The organism is Pseudomonas sp. RIT-PI-a, from assembly GCF_001187875.1.
In the GTDB taxonomy this organism is placed as follows: Bacteria; Pseudomonadota; Gammaproteobacteria; order Pseudomonadales; family Pseudomonadaceae; genus Aquipseudomonas; species Aquipseudomonas coleopterorum.
On the sequence record NZ_LGIR01000033.1, the window covers coordinates 33553 to 49855 of the forward strand.

Sequence of the window (16303 nt, forward strand, 5' to 3'; positions counted from 1 at the left end):
CGCCTTACTCCGCCGCGCAAAATGCAGCATGTCAAATGGCTGTTCATGCAAATTGCACGGAGGGCAAAAAAAGCATAATTCTCAAGCTGCTGATTTATAAGGGTTTTATTTTTAAAGAGACTTGGCACACTCGCTGCAACTACCTAGACATGCCTGCCAACTTGCTAGGAGCTGCACATGAACTTCCTCCACGAAAAATTCGTTTCCGTTTTCTCCGAGTACGAAGTGACCACCCAGCCACGCCCGGATGGTGCCGTTCTGCTGACCCTGCGTGACACCGATGGCAAACAGATCAAGCGTTCGATTTCCTACGCTCAGCTGCACACCCCTGAGCAACTGACCTGGGTCATCAGCGCCATCCGCCGCGATCTGGCCGGTGAAGCCAGTCAGCTGCCAGCGATCAACATGCTGCAAAGTCAGAACCGCTTTGCCCTGCCGACCTACCATTCGGCCTGATCAGCGCAACTGATCTACCTGGCAAGCTTGGCTTGGCCTGACTGATACACCTCTGTTTCCTCTGCTCTGTTTATTGCAAAACCCGATACCTGGCGCATCCTGGTACCGGGTCTTTTTTTGCCTGGACGAAACCGGAATCAGTGATCCAGCTGCGGAAACAGGTCATTCACAGGCTGATCCACGTAATCGGGTCGCCAGCCATGGGAATCGGAGAGGATACGCAGGCCGAGGAACCGTGCACGTTCGCCCAGGTCCAGCCAATGCGCCACGCCTGCCGGTACCGTGATCCGGTCGTCACGTTCGCAGAGCACGGCATACACGTAGTCACCGGCGTGCACGCTCAACTGGGCACGCCCGGCCACCACGCACAGGACCCACTCTCCCTCCAGCCGGTTCTCACGCAGAAGCTCGGCCTGGCTCGAGGCCAGCGGGCGGTGATCTTCGTCAATGCTGACGACGTCTACGCTCATGTAGCCACCCTTGGCCATCCAGGCATCCACTTCACTGCGGCAGGTCGCGATGACCTCTTCCGCGCTCGCCTCCCAGGACACGGGAAGCGTCGCTTCGGCGCGCTCGAAGCCGATGCCCAGCTCGGCCAGGGTCGCGGCGATGTCTTCAGGGTGGCTCAACACCTTGTTGGGGATGTCGGGCGTGCTGCGGTGGTAGACGGTCAGGCGGCTCATGCAGAATCCTCGAATGGGTGTCAGTGGCTGGCTGCGGGCGGGAGCGTTGCAGGCGAGCGTTTGAGCATGATCAGGGCGGCGGCGAATGCGGCAAGGCTAGCCAGGGCAAACGTCCCCGTGGCACCCAGCGGTTGCCACAGGTAACCGGAGTACAGAGCACCCAGAGCGCCACCGACACCGGCCAACGTTGCGTACAGGGCCTGTCCCTGCCCCTGTTGATGGATGCCGAAGCTGCGTTGCACGAAATGGATCGCCGCGGCATGGAAGCTGCCGAAGGTGGCCGCGTGCATGAGTTGGGCGAGCACCAGCAGCCACAGGTGCTCGGCGAAACTGCCCAGCAACAGCCAGCGCACCGCAGCCAACAGGAAACTGGCGACCAGCACGTGGCGCAGGGAAAACCGCGCCAGGATCCGGCTCATGGCCAGGAACATCAACACTTCGGCCACCACGCCGACCGCCCACAGCATGCCGATCACCGCGCGGCTGTATCCCAACTGTTCAAGGTGCAGGGTCAGAAACGTGTAGTACGGACCGTGGCTGAGCTGCATCAGCCCCACGCATCCGTAGAACGCCAGTACGCCAGGGCGAACCAGTTGCTTCATGAAGCCGTCCCCCGGCGTCCGACGCGGGCCGTCGCCAACCGGCGCATCGGGCACCCAGGCACTGGCCACGACGATCCCGGCCATGATCGCCAGCAGGGTATAGGGGTAGGCATCCAGACTCAGGCTTTCGAACACCCGGCCCAAGCCAACGACGGTGAGGATGAAGCCGATCGAGCCCCACAGGCGGATCTGGCTGTAGCGCGCCGTCTGGCCCTGCAGATGGCCCAGGGTCAGGGTTTCGAACTGCGGTAGCACGGCGTGCCAGAAGAAGGCATGCAGCGCCATGACCAGCGCCAGCCAGGCGTAGCTGGTGTCCAGCAGGATCAGCGAGAAACTGGCCAGCGTACACACCGCGCCGATGCGCACGATGGCCAGTCGCCGACCGGTGTAGTCGCCCAGCCAGCCCCATAGATTGGGCGCCACGCAGCGCATGAGCATGGGAATCGCCACCAGCTCGCCGATGCGCGCGCTGTCGAAGCCCAGGTGATGGAAGTACAGCGCCAGGAACGGCGCCGTCGCCCCCAGCAAGGCGAAGTAGAACAGGTAGAAGGTGGACAGTCGCCAATACGGGACTGCATGTCCCGCAGGCGACGGCACCGCGCTCAAAGCTGGCCCAGCACCGGGGTGTCGACCTTGACGTCGGCATTCTGCCCACGATGACGCAGCAGGTGGTCCATCAATACGATGGCCATCATGGCTTCGGCAATCGGCGTGGCGCGGATGCCTACGCACGGGTCATGGCGGCCTTTGGTGATGATGTCGGCCGGCTGGCCGTGCACATCGATCGAGCGTCCTGGCGTGGTGATGCTGGACGTCGGCTTGAGGGCCAGATGAGCGACGATGGGCTGCCCCGAGGAAATACCGCCCAGCACCCCACCTGCGTGATTGCTGAGAAAGCCCTCGGGCGTCATCTCGTCGCGGTGCTCGGTGCCACGCTGGGCCACGCTGGCGAAACCGGCGCCGATTTCCACACCCTTGACCGCGTTGATGCTCATCAATGCATGGGCCAGATCAGCGTCCAGACGATCGAAAATCGGCTCGCCCAGACCGGGCATCACGCCTTCGGCGACCACGGTGATCTTCGCGCCGACCGAGTCCTGGTCGCGGCGCAGCTGGTCCATGTAGGCCTCCAGTTCCGGCACCTTGTCCGGGTCGGGGCTGAAGAAGGCGTTGTCTTCCACGCCATCCCAGCTCTTGAAGGGAATCTGGATCGGGCCCAGCTGGCTCATGTAGCCACGAATCAGGATGCCCTGGGTGGCCAGGTACTTCTTGGCGATCGCCCCGGCCGCCACGCGCATGGCGGTTTCGCGCGCCGAGCTGCGGCCACCGCCGCGGTAGTCGCGCTCGCCATACTTGTGATGGTAGGTGTAGTCGGCATGGGCGGGACGGAACAAATCCTTGATTGCCGAGTAATCCTTGGATTTCTGATCAGTGTTGCGGATCAGCAGGCCGATGGAGGTACCGGTGGTCCGCCCTTCGAACACGCCGGAGAGGATCTCGACCTCGTCGGGCTCCTGGCGCTGGGTGGTGTGCCGGCTGGTGCCCGGCTTGCGGCGATCCAGGTCGCGCTGCAGTTCGTCCAGGGAGATCGCAAGGCCTGGCGGGCAGCCGTCGACGATGGCGACCAACGCCGGGCCATGGCTTTCGCCAGCGGTGGTGACAGTGAACAGCTTGCCGTAGGTATTGCCGGACATGCAGGGCGCTCCGCGAAATCAACCGAATCAGACAGGGCGCCAGTATACGCAGGGTCGACGGCCAGTTCATCCCTGAACCTTACCCAGACGCCCCAGTCCAAATCGCACTTCCCTGGATAGTGGCTCGATGATGTTGCAGATGATGTTCCGATTGCTTGCCGTGTTCCTGTTCGCCAGCAGTGCCGCTGCACTGGCCGCCACGCCCGACATCGCCAGGCGCCCGATCGAGTTGCAGACGGCTCAAGGCACGTTGTACGGCTCGCTGCTGGTGCCCCGCGCCGACCGGCCGGTCCCTGTTGTGCTGATGATTTCTGGCTCGGGCCCCACCGACCGCGACGGCAACAATCCCGAAGCCGGGCGCAACGACAGCCTGAAGAAGCTGGCACTGCTGTTGGCCCAGAACAACATCGCCAGCGTGCGCTACGACAAACGCGGTGTGGCGACCGGCCGCAAGGCCACGCCCGACGAGCGCGACCTGAGCGTGGCGGGCTACGTCGACGATGCGGTGGCCTGGAGCGCGCTACTCAAGCGCGACCCGCGTTTCGGCCCACTGGTCATTCTCGGTCACAGCGAGGGTGCGCTGATCGCCACCCTGGCGGCTCAACGTACCGGCGCCAACGCGGTGGTGTCGCTGTCGGGCAGCGGCCGGCCCCTGGGTGAAGTGCTGCGCGAACAGATCGGCGAGCGTCTGCCGGCCGAACTGCAGCCGCGCAGCTATCAACTGATCGAGCGCCTGGAGGCGGGACAGTTCGACCCGGACGTACCTCAGCCCTTGCAGGTGCTGTTTCGCCCCAGCGTGCAGCCCTACCTGATTTCGCTGCTTCGCCAGGACCCTGCGCAAGCCTTCGCTGCATTGAAGATCCCGGCGCTGATCGTGCAGGGCAGCCACGACATCCAGGTGGGCGTCGGCGATGCGCAGGCACTGCAGCGCGCCAAGCCCGATGCGCAGCTGGCGATCATTCCCGGCATGAACCATGTGCTGCGCATCGTGCCGATGGACCTGCCGTCCCAGCTCAAGTCGTACCGTGACCACAATCAGCCGTTGGCGGCGGAGCTGGGCCGCGTCGTCGTGCCCTTCATTCAGGGTCTTTGAGCGGCGTTCTGCGCCGGGCACACTCAAGAGTGGGTCGAGGTAGCCGATACAAGGTGCGTGAAGAGGATCGCGCCATGACCGAACAAGACCCGCCGAACGCCGACATCGATGAACCCGCGCAAGTGCCGCGGCCATGGGCCGAGGTCACCACCGAGCAGTTCAGGATGCTGCGCCTGGCGCCCCTGCCCGCCGACCGGGCGACCGGCCCACGCCCGCTGCGTTTCGTGCAGTTCGGCCTGGCCGAGCGCCACGACCCGGCCCTGAGCCTGCTGCGGCTGGACATCCAACTGCCCGGCCAGCGTGTGCGCAAGGAACAGAACCAGTTGGACGTATGGGTCGATCACCAGCTCAAGCAGGTCACTCTGGGCAGCGAAGCGGGTCTGCAACTGGAGCCGGTCAACCGCGGCCTGGGCCGTTTCGTCATGGCCCAGGCCACCGCCTGGCTGCAGCGTCACTGGCCGCACTACACCCTGCAGGGCGCAGCGCTGTCGAGCAAGGAAGCGCTGCAACCGGCAGGCCTGGATCGCCGCGATCACGCCCTGCGCACCCAGGGCCTGAACGTCGAATACGCCGACGTGCAACGCCTCAAGGGGCGCTATCACCCCATCGCCGTCAGCCAGTTGCTGAGCACCTGGAACCCGGAAAAGGTCCAGGTGGTCGAGGTGCTGGCGGCCAGCGAAATGCTGCAACTGGCCGAACAGCAGTTGCAGGAGATGGAGCTGAAACTGCACACCCAGCAGGAGCGCATCGGCAAGTTCTCGCGAGAAGAAGGCGGCCTGCGCTTCACCATCGCCTGCCTGATCGCGTTCGCCGTGTTCCAGGCCGCGTTGCTGATCTGGATCGCCACTCACCGCTAGCATCAGCCGCGGTGAAGCGGGCGTGCGCGATCAGATCCGCGAAACGAACAGCGCCTGGTGCTCGCGGCACTGCTCGGCGCTGAGCATGAACACGCCATGCCCACCGCGCTGGAACTCCAGCCAGGCAAAATCCACTTCCGGATACAGCGCCTCGACGTGCACCTGGCTGTTGCCGACCTCGACGATCAGCAGGCCTTTGTCGGTCAAATGATCCGCCGCCTCGGCCAGCATGCGTCGCACCAGGTTCAAGCCGTCATCGCCACAGGCCAGGCCCAGCTCCGGCTCGTGCTGATACTCGGCCGGCATGTCGGCGAAATCTTCGGCATCGACGTAGGGCGGGTTGGACACGATCAAGTCGAACCGCTGTCCCGGCAAACCTTCGAAACCATCACCCTGCACGGTGTAGACGCGTTCTTCCTGACCGTGCCGCTCGATGTTCTGATTGGCCACCTCGAGCGCCTCGAAGGACAGGTCGGCCAGGATGACTTCAGCGTCCGGGAAGACATCGGCGCAGGCGATACCGATGCAACCCGAACCGGTGCACAGGTCGAGGATCCGCGCCGGCGGCTGGCTCAGCCACGGCTCGAAGCCGTTTTCGATCAACTCGCCGATCGGTGAACGGGGCACCAGCACCCGTGCGTCGACGATGAACGACATGCCACAGAACCAGGCTTCGCCGATCAGGTAGGCGGCCGGCACGCGCTCTTCGATGCGCCGCTTGAGCAGGTGTTGCACACGTACGATCTCGTCCTCTTCCAGACGGCAGTCGAGGTAGCTGTCGGCGATTTCGTAGGGCAGGTTCAACGCGCCCAGCACCAGCAGACGGGCCTCGTCCCAGGCGTTATCGGTGCCGTGGCCAAAGAACAGTTCTTCGCCATGAAAACGGCTGACGGCCCAACGGATGTGGTCGCGCACGGTGCGCAAGCGGGAAGTGATCACAAAAGCTCCTCGGTCGAATCAAGCCGGGATATTAACAGAGGGCCGCGGGCGATTTTCGCCATGTTCGCTCAATCCGATTCACAGAACGGCTCGAGCAGAGGACAATGCGGCAAAAGCCCTAGCCAAAGGAGCCCCCGATGTCCGTTCCAAAGACGATGTTCCAACTCAGCGGCCGCGGTTTCCCGCCCACGCGGATCGCCAACGCCAGCCTGATCATCATCGATGCACAAAAGGAATACCTCAGTGGCGACCTGGCCCTGTCGGGCATGGACGAGGCGCTGGCCAACATCGCCAAACTGGTGACTGCGGCACGCGCAGCCAAACGTCCGGTGGTGCACATTCGCCATCTGGGCACCGTGGGTGGGTTGTTCGACCCCCAGGGCGAGCGTGGCGAGTTCATCAAGGGCTTCGAACCCCAGGGCGACGAAGCCGTGGTCGAAAAGCGCATGCCCAATGCCTTCAACAACACCGGCCTGCACGAACTGCTGCAGAGCTACGGTCATCTGGACCTGATCGTCTGCGGCTTCATGAGCCATTCCAGCGTCAGCACCACCGTGCGCGCCTCGAAGGATTACGGCTATCGCTGCACGCTGGTGGCCGATGCCTGCGCCACCCGCGACCTGCCCCAGGGCGATGGCGTCCTGGCTGCGGCCAAGGTGCAGGAAGCCGAAATGGCCATCATGCGTGACAATTTCGCTGCGGTCGCCATGACCGGCGATCTGCTCTGACCTCCCAAGCCGGCCCGATCGCCATCGAGGAATCAATGAAGTCATCCCAGGGTTTCAATGCGCGCAGGCTCAGGAAGCGCAGTTCAGGTGGCTGGCGTTACCGTCTCGGCGCAGCGCTGGGTGCCGTGCTGTTGACCCTTGGCCTGCTGCTGGCCATGGCCGGCATCGCTACCTTGCTGGGGCATCCGCCCCAGGTGACCGGACTGGACACCACGACCACCGGCGCGGCCATCCTGGCGGGCATCGGCGTGCTGGTTCTGTATCTGGGCCTGTGGTTCTGGCGGCGCAGCCGCCGCGGGATGCGCCGCAGCCGTGAACTCGATCTGGCCCCGCATCTGATGAAAAAGCACGATTGAGTCGCGTAGACTAGCGCTCCCGTGCCGGAGGCCTTCATGCAAGACGACGAATTTTCCCTGTTCAAGGACCAGATGCGCGGCGTCAAGCCGATCCGGCACGACCGTGCCGACACCGGCAAGCCCAAGGCCGACAAGGCCAAGCTGCAAGCGCTGCGTCAGGCTGCGACGGTGGGGACCAACGTCACGACCGTCGACGGCCTGTCCGATCAGTTCGTCATCGACGTCGGCCCCGAGGACGACCTGCACTGGGCGCGTGATGGTGTGCAGGAAAGCCAGATGCGCAAGCTCAAGGTCGGCCAGATTCCCTTCGAAGGCAGCCTGGACCTGCACGGCATGACCGTGGAAAAGGCTCGCGAAACCCTCTGGGCGTTCCTCGCCGAAGCCACCCGCTTCGAAATCCGCTGCGTGCGCGTGACCCACGGCAAGGCTGTGCGCTTGGACGGCAAGCGGCCGATGATCAAGAGCCACGTCAACACCTGGCTGCGCCAGCACCCGCAGGTGCTCGGCTTCACCTCCTGCCAGCCCCGCCACGGCGGCGCCGGCGCGGTTTACGTGATGCTCAAGCGCACCATGCTCGAAGGGCGTGACGAATAACGCCCCGCTTGCACCCGTGCGAGCGGAGCCGTACCCTTCGCGTCTGCGAAATATTTCCCCACAGGTTTGATCATGTCCCTGGAACAGAACTACACCGAGATCCTTGGCCAGCTGGGCGAGGACGTTACCCGCGAAGGCCTGCTCGACACGCCCAAACGCGCTGCCAAAGCCATGAAGTACCTGTGCCGCGGGTACGAGCAGACCCTCGACGAGGTCACCAACGGAGCCCTGTTCAGCTCCGATGCGAGCGAGATGGTGATGGTCCGGGATATCGAGCTGTATTCGTTGTGCGAGCATCACCTGTTGCCGTTCATAGGGCGCGCCCATGTCGCCTATATCCCCAATGGCAAGGTGCTGGGGCTGTCCAAGGTCGCGCGGATCGTCGACATGTACGCCCGCCGCCTGCAGATCCAGGAGAACCTGGGCCGGCAGATCGCCGATGCAGTGCAGCAGGTCACCGGCGCGCTGGGTGTCGCGGTGGTCATCGAAGCCAAGCACATGTGCATGATGATGCGCGGTGTCGAGAAGCAGAATTCCTCGATGATCACCTCGGTGATGCTGGGCGAGTTCCGTGACAACGCGGCGACCCGCAGCGAGTTTCTCAGCCTGATCAAATAAGCCGTACCCCAATCTCGAGGACTGCCACATGTTGATGAAAGCCTTGCGTATCGGACTGGGCCAGGTAATCGTGGCGGGCGACCTGCTCACCCGTCCACCGCAGCGCAAGCGCACCGCCGAGGCGCAGGCCGAGGTGGACCGCGCAGCCAGCGGGCTGACGCTCTATCAGTTCCACGCCTGCCCATTCTGTGTGAAGACCCGCCGCACCCTGCACAAGCTCAACGTGCCGGCGAACCTGCGCGATGCCAAGAACGACAGCGTGGCTCGGGAAACCCTGCTGGCCGAAGGCGGCAAGATCAAGGTCCCGTGCCTGCGCATCGAGGAAGCCGGCAAGGTTACCTGGATGTACGACTCCAAGGTGATCATCGATTACCTGAACGAGCGCTTCGCGGCAGCCTGATCGCTGTCGCCCAGCTGTATCGTCGATTGATCGCGCCGCTGTACCGCTGCTGGCCGGACACCTTGGCTTACCCTTGACCGACGCTGTTCAGGACAAGGATCCGACCGCCATGCCCAACCCCATCACCTCTGCCCCACTGCGCCCGCTGGCCGACACTGCCCCCTGCGCGGTGGTGGCTGGCTTCATCGCCATGATGACCGGCTACACCAGTTCCCTGGTGCTGATGTTCCAGGCGGGTCAGGCTGCCGGCTTGACGACCGCGCAGATATCCTCCTGGATCTGGGCCCTGTCGATCGGCATGGCAGTGTGCAGCATCGGCCTTTCCCTGCGTTACCGCACGCCCATCACGGTGGCCTGGTCGACGCCGGGTGCGGCCCTGCTGATTACCAGCCTGGGCGGCGTGAATTATGCCGAAGCCATCGGCGCGTTCATCACCTGTGCGGTGCTGGTCACGATCTGTGGCCTGACCGGCAGTTTCGAGCGCCTGCTCAAGCGCCTGCCGGCATCGCTGGCCGCCGCGCTGCTGGCCGGCATCCTGTTCAAGATCGGCAGCGAAATCTTCGTCGCCGCGCAACACCGCACCGCCCTGGTGCTGTGCATGTTCTTCACCTACCTGATCGTGAAGCGCCTGTCGCCACGCTATGCGGTGCTGGCAGCGCTGGTCATCGGTACGCTGGTGTCCGGACTGCTCGGCCTGCTCGACTTCAGCCATTTCAGCCTGCAGGTGGCCCAACCTCAGTGGACCACCCCGTCCTTCTCCCTGGCCGCGACCATCAGCATCGGCATTCCGCTGTTCGTGGTTGCCATGACCTCGCAGAACATGCCCGGTATCGCCGTACTGCGCGCCGACGGCTACCAGGTGGCAGCCTCGCCGTTGATTTCGGTGACCGGCATCGCCTCGGTGCTGATGGCGCCATTCGGTTCCCATGGCGTCAATCTGGCTGCCATCAGTGCAGCCATCTGCACCGGCCCACAGGCTCACGAAGATCCGGCCAAGCGCTACACCGCAGCGGTCTGGTGCGGTGTGTTCTACGCCATTGCCGGCACATTCGGCGCCACGCTGGCCGCGCTGTTTGCCGCACTGCCCAAGGAGCTGGTGCTCTCGATCGCGGCGTTAGCGCTGTTCGGCTCGATCATCAACGGCCTGACTCAAGCCATGAGCGAGCCCAAGGAGCGCGAAGCGGCCTTGGTCACGTTCATGGTGACCGCGTCAGGGCTGACGCTGTTCTCGGTGGGCTCGGCGTTTTGGGGCATCATCGCCGGGGTCCTGACGCTGCTCATCCTCAATGCGCGCAAGGCCTGACACCTGAAGCATCATTAAAGGATTGTCATCAAGCCGAATGAACCGCACCTGCCGCGACGCTTTCACACCTGTAACTCCACATCACAGAGGACACAGGCATGAATCGTTTCCAGGACAAAGTCGTGATCGTCACCGGCGCGGGCTCCGGCATTGGCGCGGCCACCGCGCTGCGCTTCGCCAAGGAAGGTGCACGCGTCGTGTTGGTGGGGCGCAAGGCTGAAAAATTGGAAACCGTGGCCAAGGGCATCGGGCCCGGCCAGAGTCTGGTCGTCAGCGCCGATGTCTCGAAGTGGGAAGACGTGCAGCAGTTGGTCAAGCGTGCAGTCGAGCATTTCGGCCAACTGGACGTGCTGGTCAACAATGCTGGCGTGGCCCCGTCGGGCGCCTTGACCGAGGCCTCGCTGGACGACTGGCGCAGCGTGATGTCGATCGACGTGGACGGTGTGTTTTACGGTTGCCGCGCCGCCATGCCGCATTTGCTCAAGAGCGGCGGCAGCATCATCAACGTGTCGTCGGTATCGGGCCTGGGCGGCGACTGGGGCATGAGCTTCTATAACGCCGCCAAGGGTGCGGTCACGAACTTCACCCGCGCCCTGGCGCTTGAATACGGCGGCCAGGGTGTACGCGTGAATGCCGTATGCCCTGCCCTGACCAAGAGCGAGCTCACAGCAGGCATGGCCGACGACAAGGCCCTGATGGACAAATTCGCCGAGCGCATTCCCATGGGCCGCCCTGCCGAGGCCGAAGAAGTGGCAGACGTGATCGCCTTCCTGGCCAGCCACGACGCGCGTTTCGTCAACGGTGTGAACCTGCCCGTGGACGGCGGGCTGCACGCCTCTAACGGTCAGCCCAAGCAGGCCTGATCAGGCGTTGATCTGCGCCACGACATCGGCCAGCGCCTGGGCAGGATCGGCGGCCTGGCTGATCGGACGGCCGATCACCAGGTAGTCGGAGCCGGCGTCCAGCGCCTGGCGCGGAGTCAGGATACGGCGCTGGTCATCCTGGGCACTGCCCGCCGGGCGAATGCCGGGAGTGACCAGCTGCAGAGCGGGATGCGCAGCCTTCAGGGCCTGGGCTTCCAGTGCCGAGCAGACCAGACCGTCCATGCCGGCCTTCTGCGCCAGCGCCGCCAGACGTAGCACCTGCTCCTGTGGTTCGATGTCCAGGCCGATGGCGGCGAGGTCTTCACGTTCCATGCTGGTCAGCACGGTCACGCCGATCAGCAACGGCTTGGCACCGGAGCGCTGTTCCAGCACTTCGCGACACGCCGCCATCATGCGCAGGCCGCCCGAGCAATGCACGTTGACCATCCAGACACCCATTTCCGCCGCAGCCTTGACGGCCATGGCGGTGGTGTTGGGGATGTCGTGGAATTTCAAGTCCAGGAATACCTCGAAGCCCTTGTCATTCAAGGTTTCGACGATGCCCGACGCACTGCTGGTGAACAGTTCCTTGCCCACCTTGACCCGGCACAACGTGGGATCCAGCTGATCGGCCAGCTTCAGAGCCGCCTCGCGGGTCGGGTAATCCAGGGCGACGATGATGGGAGTCTGGCAGGCGGACATGGCGGGCTCTCTGAAGGCGGGTCGAAATCGGCGCGCATTGTAGCGGATTTTGCTGGCTCAGGGGCGTTGCCACGATTGTCCACGTCGCCATCGGGCGGCGTCGCTACAGGGCAGGAACGGGCTATGATGGAACCACTGCGACACCCTGTCGCTCCAATCTCTACAAGCGCCGCGCATATTCGGCGCACCGCTCAAGGAGTGTCCTCATGCCCTGGTATGCCTGGTTGATCCTGTTGGTGGCCATCGGCTCGATCGTCGGTGGACTGCTGGTGCTCAAGCAAAGCGCGCAGAAGCTGCCGTTGACCGACGAGCAGCTCAAGAAGGTGCACGAACGCAACGCCGAAATGGATGCCAAGGACGCGAGAAACCGCTGACAGGTACTCAGCCTCCCGGGTGTCTCTGCGCTTTGGGAGGCTGGCTAGTCACTCTCATGGGTTATCCAAGAAAAAGCTGCATGAGGCTGTGCATAAGCTGGGTGCAATACCCTGCAGGCCACGGCCCGTCAGCGTTTCCGGCCTTCGCTTAAAAAACGAGCAGTTTCAAGGGGTTGTGCACATTCGGCGTGCACCTGCCTGTGGATAAGCTTGGGAGAACACGCTGCAGGCCACGGGCCGCAAGGCTCAGCGAAGTCTGATCATTTTTTGATCAGCTGTTTTCTCCGCCCGACCCATCCTTCGCTGCGCCCTTGATTGCCTCAAGCAGCATGGCGAACGCCGGATTGTCATTGCTCTCGCGCCAGATCAGGTGCAGTTCGCTCTGCACACCCTCCCCCAGATCGATATCGCGGAACACCACATTCTTGAAGACCACGCTGGTGGCGCAGCGCGGCACCAGCGCCACCCCCATGCCAGCGTTGACCAGTGCCAGGATGGTCAGCGACGACCCCAGCCACTGCACGTATTGCGGGGTCACCTGAGCTGAACGCAGCATGCCGGTGAGCAATTCGTTGAACGGTGGATAGGCGGCGTGCGAGTACATCAGGAAGGGTTCGCCGTCCAGATCCTGCACACGTACCTGGGCTGCATTGGCCAGCCGATGGGTGGCCGGCGTTGCCAGCACGAACGGTTCGCGCACCAGGCATTCGGTGAGGTAGCCACTGTCGAGCAACGGCGCGCGGGCGATGCCCAGATCGATACGCCGGGCACGCAAGGCCTCGTGCTGCTGGTAGGTGTTCATTTCCGACAGGTCGATTTTCACCTGCGGTTGCTTGAGCCGCGCTTCGGCGATGACCTTGGGCAGGAATTCGTACACCGCACTGCCCACGAAGGCAATGTTCACCGAGCCGATGTCGCCATCGGCGAAGCGACGTGCCGACACCGCAGCCTGCTGGGCACGCTCCAGCAGATTCTGCGCCTCGATGAAAAAGGCCCGACCGGCCGCCGTCAACGCCACGCTGCGCGTGCTGCGGGTAAACAGCTCGACGCCCAGGTGATGCTCCAGCAGCTGGATCTGCCGACTCAACGGCGGCTGCGTCATGTTGAGGCGCTCGGCGGCCCGGCGGAAGTTGAGTTCCGTGGCCACGGTGGTGAAGCAACGGAGCTGGCTAAGTTCGAACATTGATTCAACCTCGGTATCAATCAAGTGCCAACTTGAATTGGACTGAAACAATACCCCAAGTTCATGATCGAGCCCTCCAAAAAAAACAATGATCGGAGTGTCGCCCTTGAACGTTCAATCCGGTGCCGTCGACCCCAGCGTGCTCGCCAGCGCAGTGGCCAAGGTCAAGCGGCACGTACTGCCGCTGTTCGTCGTGATGTTCATCGTCAACTACATCGACCGGGTGAACATCGGTTTCGTCCGCACCCATATGGAAACCGACCTGGGCATCGGCGCTGCGGCCTATGGTCTTGGCGCTGGTCTGTTCTTCGTTGGCTACGCGTTGTTCGAAGTGCCCTCCAACATGCTCCTGCAGCGCTTCGGTGCGCGTGCCTGGTTGACCCGGATCATGTTCACCTGGGGCCTGGTGGCCATGGGCATGGCCTTCGTTCAAGGCGAGACCAGTTTCTATGTCATGCGCTTCCTGCTCGGCGTCACCGAGGCAGGCTTCTATCCCGGCGTGCTCTACTACTTCACCCAGTGGTTGCCTGCCAGCGAACGCGGCAAGGCCATGGCGATCTTCCTCAGCGGCTCGGCGATCGCCTCGATCATTTCCGGCCCCATCACCGGCGCCCTGCTGAGCGTGACCGGGCTGGGCCTGCACGGCTGGCAGTGGATGTTCCTGATCGAAGGCGGCGCATCGGTGGCGCTGTGCGGGTTCGTCTACTACTGGCTGCAATCGCACATCCATGAGGCCAAGTGGCTCACCCCTGCTGAGCAAACGACCCTGAGCGGGGTAATCGCCGAGGAACAGCGCGCCCGTGAAGCCGAGCATGTGGTCAAGCCGTCGATCTTCAAGCTGCTCGCCGACACCCAGATCCTGGTGTTCTGCTTCATCTTCTTTTCGGTGGCGCTGACCATCTATGGCGCCACCTTCTGGCTGCCGAGCATGATCAAGAAAATGGGCAACGTCTCGGACTTCGAAGTGGGGCTGTTCAACTCCATCCCCTGGATCATCTCGATTGCCGCCATGTATGGCTTCGCAGCCCTCGCCGCGCGCTTCAAGCATCAGCAGGCGTGGGTGGCGACGACGCTGATCATCGCGGCCGGGGGTATGTTCATGTCGACCTATGGCGGCCCGGTGTTCGCCTTCGTCGCCATCTGCTTCGCTGCAGTGGGGTTCAAGGCGGCATCGGCGCTGTTCTGGCCTATCCCGCAGGCCTATCTGGACGCCCGGATCGCTGCCGCCGTCCTGGCGCTGATCAACTCGGTGGGCAACCTGGGCGGCTTCGTCGCGCCCACCGTGTTCGGCTTTCTGGAAGAGAAGACCGGCTCGATCCAGGGCGGCCTGTACGGCCTGGCCGCGACCTCCGTGCTGGCCGCGATCGTGGTGTTCTTCGCCCGCACCCGGCCTCGCGGGCAGAAGCCCGATGACAAGCCACTGCAACCTGCCGCCGCGCACTGACCGCCGTGTACTGATCGCCGTGTACTAGAAAGGAACGGCCCGCTGCGGCGCGCCTGCATACCGAGGAGAACGCCTGTGAAGATCAAACGTGTCACCGTCACACCCATCGCCTTCCGCGACCCGCCATTGCTCAACGCCAGCGGTATCCACGAACCCTATGCCTTGCGCTCGATCATCGAGGTGGAGAGCGACAACGGCTACGTCGGCCTGGGTGAAAGCTATGGCGATGCCCCGGCCCTGGCCATTCAGATGGCCATCAAGGATCAACTGCCGGGCCTGGACCCGTTCAACCTCAATGGCCTGCGCCAGATCGTCGCCAGCACCGTGGCCCGGCACAAGCCGGCCAGCGTGAGCGGCGCAGAACTGGCACCCGGCTCACATGCCAGCAAAGCCGTGACCAATGCCTACTCGGCCTTCGAAGTGGCGCTGCTCGATCTTCAGGCGCGGTCGCTGAATCGGCCACTGGTCGACCTGCTCGGCGGTGCGGTGCGCGATGAAGTGCCCTTCAGCGCCTACCTGTTCTTCAAGTACGCCGAGCACGTCGACTCGCCCTACCCTGCTGACAATTGGGGCGAGGCGTTGGACGAGGAGCAGATCGTGGCCCAGGCCAGGCGCATGATCGAGCAGTACGGTTTCAAGAGCATCAAGCTCAAGGCCGGGACCTTGGAACCCGAGCGTGAAGTGGCTTGCATTCTGGCGCTGAAGAAGGCTTTTCCCGACCATCCCTTGCGCATCGACCCCAACGGCAACTGGTCGCTGGAGACGTCGATCAGGATGGCCGAATTGCTGGGCGACAGCCTGCAGTACTACGAGGACCCCTGCCCCGGCCTGGACGACATGGCCCAGTTGCACAAACGCACCGGGCTGCCGCTGGCGACCAACATGGTGGTGACCGATTTCGCCGAGTTCCGCCGCAGTGTCGAGCGCAACAGCGTGCAGATCGTGCTCGCCGATCACCATTACTGGGGCGGGCTGCGCGATACCCAGGTACTGGCGAGCATGTGCCAGACCTGGGGACTGGGGGTGTCGATGCACTCGAACTCGCACCTGGGTATCAGCTTGATGGCCATGGCGCATGTGGCCGCGTCGGTGCCGAATCTGGACTATGCCTGCGACACCCATTATCCGTGGCAGGAGCCGGACGAAGAGGTGATCAAGGGCGGCAAGCTGCCGATCGTCGATGGCTGCGTCAAAATCAACAAGACCCCTGGGTTGGGTCTGGAGCTGGATCGCGACCAGTTGGGCATGCTGCATGAGCAGTTTTTGCGCTGTGGGATTCGCTCGCGGGACGACGTGCGGCAGATGGCTCGGTACAAGCCTGATTGGAAGGCGGTGAAGCCGCGGTTTTGAGGATTGATGGTTTGATCCAAGGGCCTCTTCGCGGGCAGAGCCCGCTCCCACAAGGACCGCGGTG

The 16303-nt window shown here is 63.5% G+C and carries 19 protein-coding genes; 13 read left to right on the forward strand and 6 right to left on the reverse strand.

Annotation, left to right across the window (positions count from 1 at the left end; all coding sequences use genetic code 11):
* Window positions 1–177: 177 nt before the first annotated feature.
* A complete protein-coding gene (locus AC788_RS19080; RefSeq protein ID WP_043185483.1) occupies window positions 178–456 on the forward strand; it encodes a DUF3509 domain-containing protein in 279 nt (92 codons plus the stop codon).
* A 137-nt stretch (window positions 457–593) separates the two neighbouring features.
* Here the strand turns inward: AC788_RS19080 and AC788_RS19085 are convergent, their stop codons facing one another.
* Genes AC788_RS19085 through aroC form a run of 3 tightly spaced genes read right to left on the reverse strand, consistent with a single transcriptional unit; the run spans window position 594 to window position 3435 of the window.
* Window positions 594–1139, reverse strand: a complete 546-nt coding sequence (locus AC788_RS19085) for a hypothetical protein (RefSeq protein ID WP_049862128.1) — start codon at window positions 1137–1139, stop codon at window positions 594–596.
* Window positions 1140–1159: 20 nt separating this feature from the next.
* Window positions 1160–2338 (reverse strand): MFS transporter, encoded by a 1179-nt coding sequence (locus AC788_RS19090; RefSeq protein ID WP_049862362.1) that lies wholly within the window; start codon window positions 2336–2338, stop codon window positions 1160–1162.
* Between the two features lie 5 nt (window positions 2339–2343).
* The gene (gene aroC / locus AC788_RS19095; protein WP_049862129.1) at window positions 2344–3435 is read right to left on the reverse strand and encodes a chorismate synthase; all 1092 of its coding nucleotides are present in this window, start codon (window positions 3433–3435) and stop codon (window positions 2344–2346) included.
* 139 nt (window positions 3436–3574) lie between these two features.
* Between aroC and AC788_RS19100 the strand changes: the two genes are divergently transcribed.
* Together AC788_RS19100 and AC788_RS19105 are read left to right on the forward strand one after the other, a co-directional pair.
* Window positions 3575–4528: an alpha/beta hydrolase gene (locus AC788_RS19100; RefSeq protein WP_049862364.1), complete on the forward strand. Its 954-nt coding sequence runs from the start codon at window positions 3575–3577 to the stop codon at window positions 4526–4528.
* 74 nt (window positions 4529–4602) lie between these two features.
* Window positions 4603–5385: a hypothetical protein gene (locus AC788_RS19105; protein WP_049862130.1), complete on the forward strand. Its 783-nt coding sequence runs from the start codon at window positions 4603–4605 to the stop codon at window positions 5383–5385.
* A 30-nt stretch (window positions 5386–5415) separates the two neighbouring features.
* On the opposite strand, the gene prmB is transcribed toward AC788_RS19105, so the two are convergent.
* Complete coding sequence (gene prmB, locus AC788_RS19110; RefSeq protein WP_049862131.1) at window positions 5416–6324, reverse strand: 50S ribosomal protein L3 N(5)-glutamine methyltransferase; 909 nt, start codon at window positions 6322–6324, stop codon at window positions 5416–5418.
* Between the two features lie 137 nt (window positions 6325–6461).
* Here prmB and AC788_RS19115 point away from each other — a divergent pair, with 137 nt between their 5' ends.
* From AC788_RS19115 to AC788_RS19145, 7 genes are all read left to right on the forward strand, one after another.
* Window positions 6462–7052: a cysteine hydrolase family protein gene (locus AC788_RS19115; protein WP_049862132.1), complete on the forward strand. Its 591-nt coding sequence runs from the start codon at window positions 6462–6464 to the stop codon at window positions 7050–7052.
* Between the two features lie 35 nt (window positions 7053–7087).
* Window positions 7088–7408, forward strand: a complete 321-nt coding sequence (locus AC788_RS19120; RefSeq protein ID WP_049862133.1) for a hypothetical protein — start codon at window positions 7088–7090, stop codon at window positions 7406–7408.
* A 36-nt stretch (window positions 7409–7444) separates the two neighbouring features.
* Window positions 7445–8002, forward strand: a complete 558-nt coding sequence (locus tag AC788_RS19125) for a Smr/MutS family protein (RefSeq protein WP_049862134.1) — start codon at window positions 7445–7447, stop codon at window positions 8000–8002.
* Window positions 8003–8074: 72 nt separating this feature from the next.
* Window positions 8075–8620: a GTP cyclohydrolase I FolE gene (gene folE, locus AC788_RS19130; RefSeq protein ID WP_043185450.1), complete on the forward strand. Its 546-nt coding sequence runs from the start codon at window positions 8075–8077 to the stop codon at window positions 8618–8620.
* Between the two features lie 28 nt (window positions 8621–8648).
* A complete protein-coding gene (locus AC788_RS19135; RefSeq protein WP_049862135.1) occupies window positions 8649–9020 on the forward strand; it encodes a glutaredoxin family protein in 372 nt (123 codons plus the stop codon).
* Window positions 9021–9129: 109 nt separating this feature from the next.
* On the forward strand, window positions 9130–10323 hold the full coding sequence (locus tag AC788_RS19140; RefSeq protein WP_049862136.1) for a benzoate/H(+) symporter BenE family transporter: 1194 nt from the start codon (window positions 9130–9132) through the stop codon (window positions 10321–10323).
* Between the two features lie 98 nt (window positions 10324–10421).
* Window positions 10422–11186: an SDR family NAD(P)-dependent oxidoreductase gene (locus tag AC788_RS19145; protein WP_049862137.1), complete on the forward strand. Its 765-nt coding sequence runs from the start codon at window positions 10422–10424 to the stop codon at window positions 11184–11186.
* Here the strand turns inward: AC788_RS19145 and pyrF are convergent, their stop codons facing one another.
* Complete coding sequence (pyrF, locus tag AC788_RS19150; protein ID WP_049862138.1) at window positions 11187–11888, reverse strand: orotidine-5'-phosphate decarboxylase; 702 nt, start codon at window positions 11886–11888, stop codon at window positions 11187–11189.
* Window positions 11889–12094: 206 nt separating this feature from the next.
* Between pyrF and AC788_RS21490 the strand changes: the two genes are divergently transcribed.
* Entirely contained in the window at window positions 12095–12262 is a 168-nt protein-coding gene (locus tag AC788_RS21490; RefSeq protein ID WP_082223724.1) for a DUF2897 family protein, read from the forward strand.
* A gap of 271 nt (window positions 12263–12533) precedes the next feature.
* On the opposite strand, the gene AC788_RS19155 is transcribed toward AC788_RS21490, so the two are convergent.
* Window positions 12534–13445 (reverse strand): LysR substrate-binding domain-containing protein, encoded by a 912-nt coding sequence (locus AC788_RS19155; protein WP_049862139.1) that lies wholly within the window; start codon window positions 13443–13445, stop codon window positions 12534–12536.
* A 139-nt stretch (window positions 13446–13584) separates the two neighbouring features.
* Between AC788_RS19155 and AC788_RS19160 the strand changes: the two genes are divergently transcribed.
* Together AC788_RS19160 and AC788_RS19165 are read left to right on the forward strand one after the other, a co-directional pair.
* Window positions 13585–14889, forward strand: a complete 1305-nt coding sequence (locus AC788_RS19160; protein WP_177327981.1) for an MFS transporter — start codon at window positions 13585–13587, stop codon at window positions 14887–14889.
* Between the two features lie 75 nt (window positions 14890–14964).
* Window positions 14965–16239 (forward strand): glucarate dehydratase family protein, encoded by a 1275-nt coding sequence (locus AC788_RS19165; protein ID WP_049862141.1) that lies wholly within the window; start codon window positions 14965–14967, stop codon window positions 16237–16239.
* The last annotated feature ends 64 nt before the right edge of the window (window positions 16240–16303 follow it).

Excerpts from the sequence above, each read along its gene's own strand:
- AC788_RS19120 (WP_049862133.1), top strand. The coding sequence starts at position 7,088 with ATGAAGTCATCCCAGGGTTTCAATGCGCGCAGGCTCAGGAAGCGCAGT.
- AC788_RS19080 (WP_043185483.1), top strand. The coding sequence starts at position 178 with ATGAACTTCCTCCACGAAAAATTCGTTTCCGTTTTCTCCGAGTACGAA.
- AC788_RS19125 (WP_049862134.1), top strand. The coding sequence starts at position 7,445 with ATGCAAGACGACGAATTTTCCCTGTTCAAGGACCAGATGCGCGGCGTC.
- AC788_RS19115 (WP_049862132.1), top strand. The coding sequence starts at position 6,462 with ATGTCCGTTCCAAAGACGATGTTCCAACTCAGCGGCCGCGGTTTCCCG.
- AC788_RS19105 (WP_049862130.1), top strand. The coding sequence starts at position 4,603 with ATGACCGAACAAGACCCGCCGAACGCCGACATCGATGAACCCGCGCAA.
- aroC (WP_049862129.1), bottom strand. The coding sequence starts at position 3,435 with ATGTCCGGCAATACCTACGGCAAGCTGTTCACTGTCACCACCGCTGGC.
- pyrF (WP_049862138.1), bottom strand. The coding sequence starts at position 11,888 with ATGTCCGCCTGCCAGACTCCCATCATCGTCGCCCTGGATTACCCGACC.
- AC788_RS19140 (WP_049862136.1), top strand. The coding sequence starts at position 9,130 with ATGCCCAACCCCATCACCTCTGCCCCACTGCGCCCGCTGGCCGACACT.
- AC788_RS19155 (WP_049862139.1), bottom strand. The coding sequence starts at position 13,445 with ATGTTCGAACTTAGCCAGCTCCGTTGCTTCACCACCGTGGCCACGGAA.
- AC788_RS19145 (WP_049862137.1), top strand. The coding sequence starts at position 10,422 with ATGAATCGTTTCCAGGACAAAGTCGTGATCGTCACCGGCGCGGGCTCC.
- folE (WP_043185450.1), top strand. The coding sequence starts at position 8,075 with ATGTCCCTGGAACAGAACTACACCGAGATCCTTGGCCAGCTGGGCGAG.
- AC788_RS19085 (WP_049862128.1), bottom strand. The coding sequence starts at position 1,139 with ATGAGCCGCCTGACCGTCTACCACCGCAGCACGCCCGACATCCCCAAC.
- AC788_RS21490 (WP_082223724.1), top strand. The coding sequence starts at position 12,095 with ATGCCCTGGTATGCCTGGTTGATCCTGTTGGTGGCCATCGGCTCGATC.
- AC788_RS19135 (WP_049862135.1), top strand. The coding sequence starts at position 8,649 with ATGTTGATGAAAGCCTTGCGTATCGGACTGGGCCAGGTAATCGTGGCG.
- AC788_RS19100 (WP_049862364.1), top strand. The coding sequence starts at position 3,575 with ATGATGTTCCGATTGCTTGCCGTGTTCCTGTTCGCCAGCAGTGCCGCT.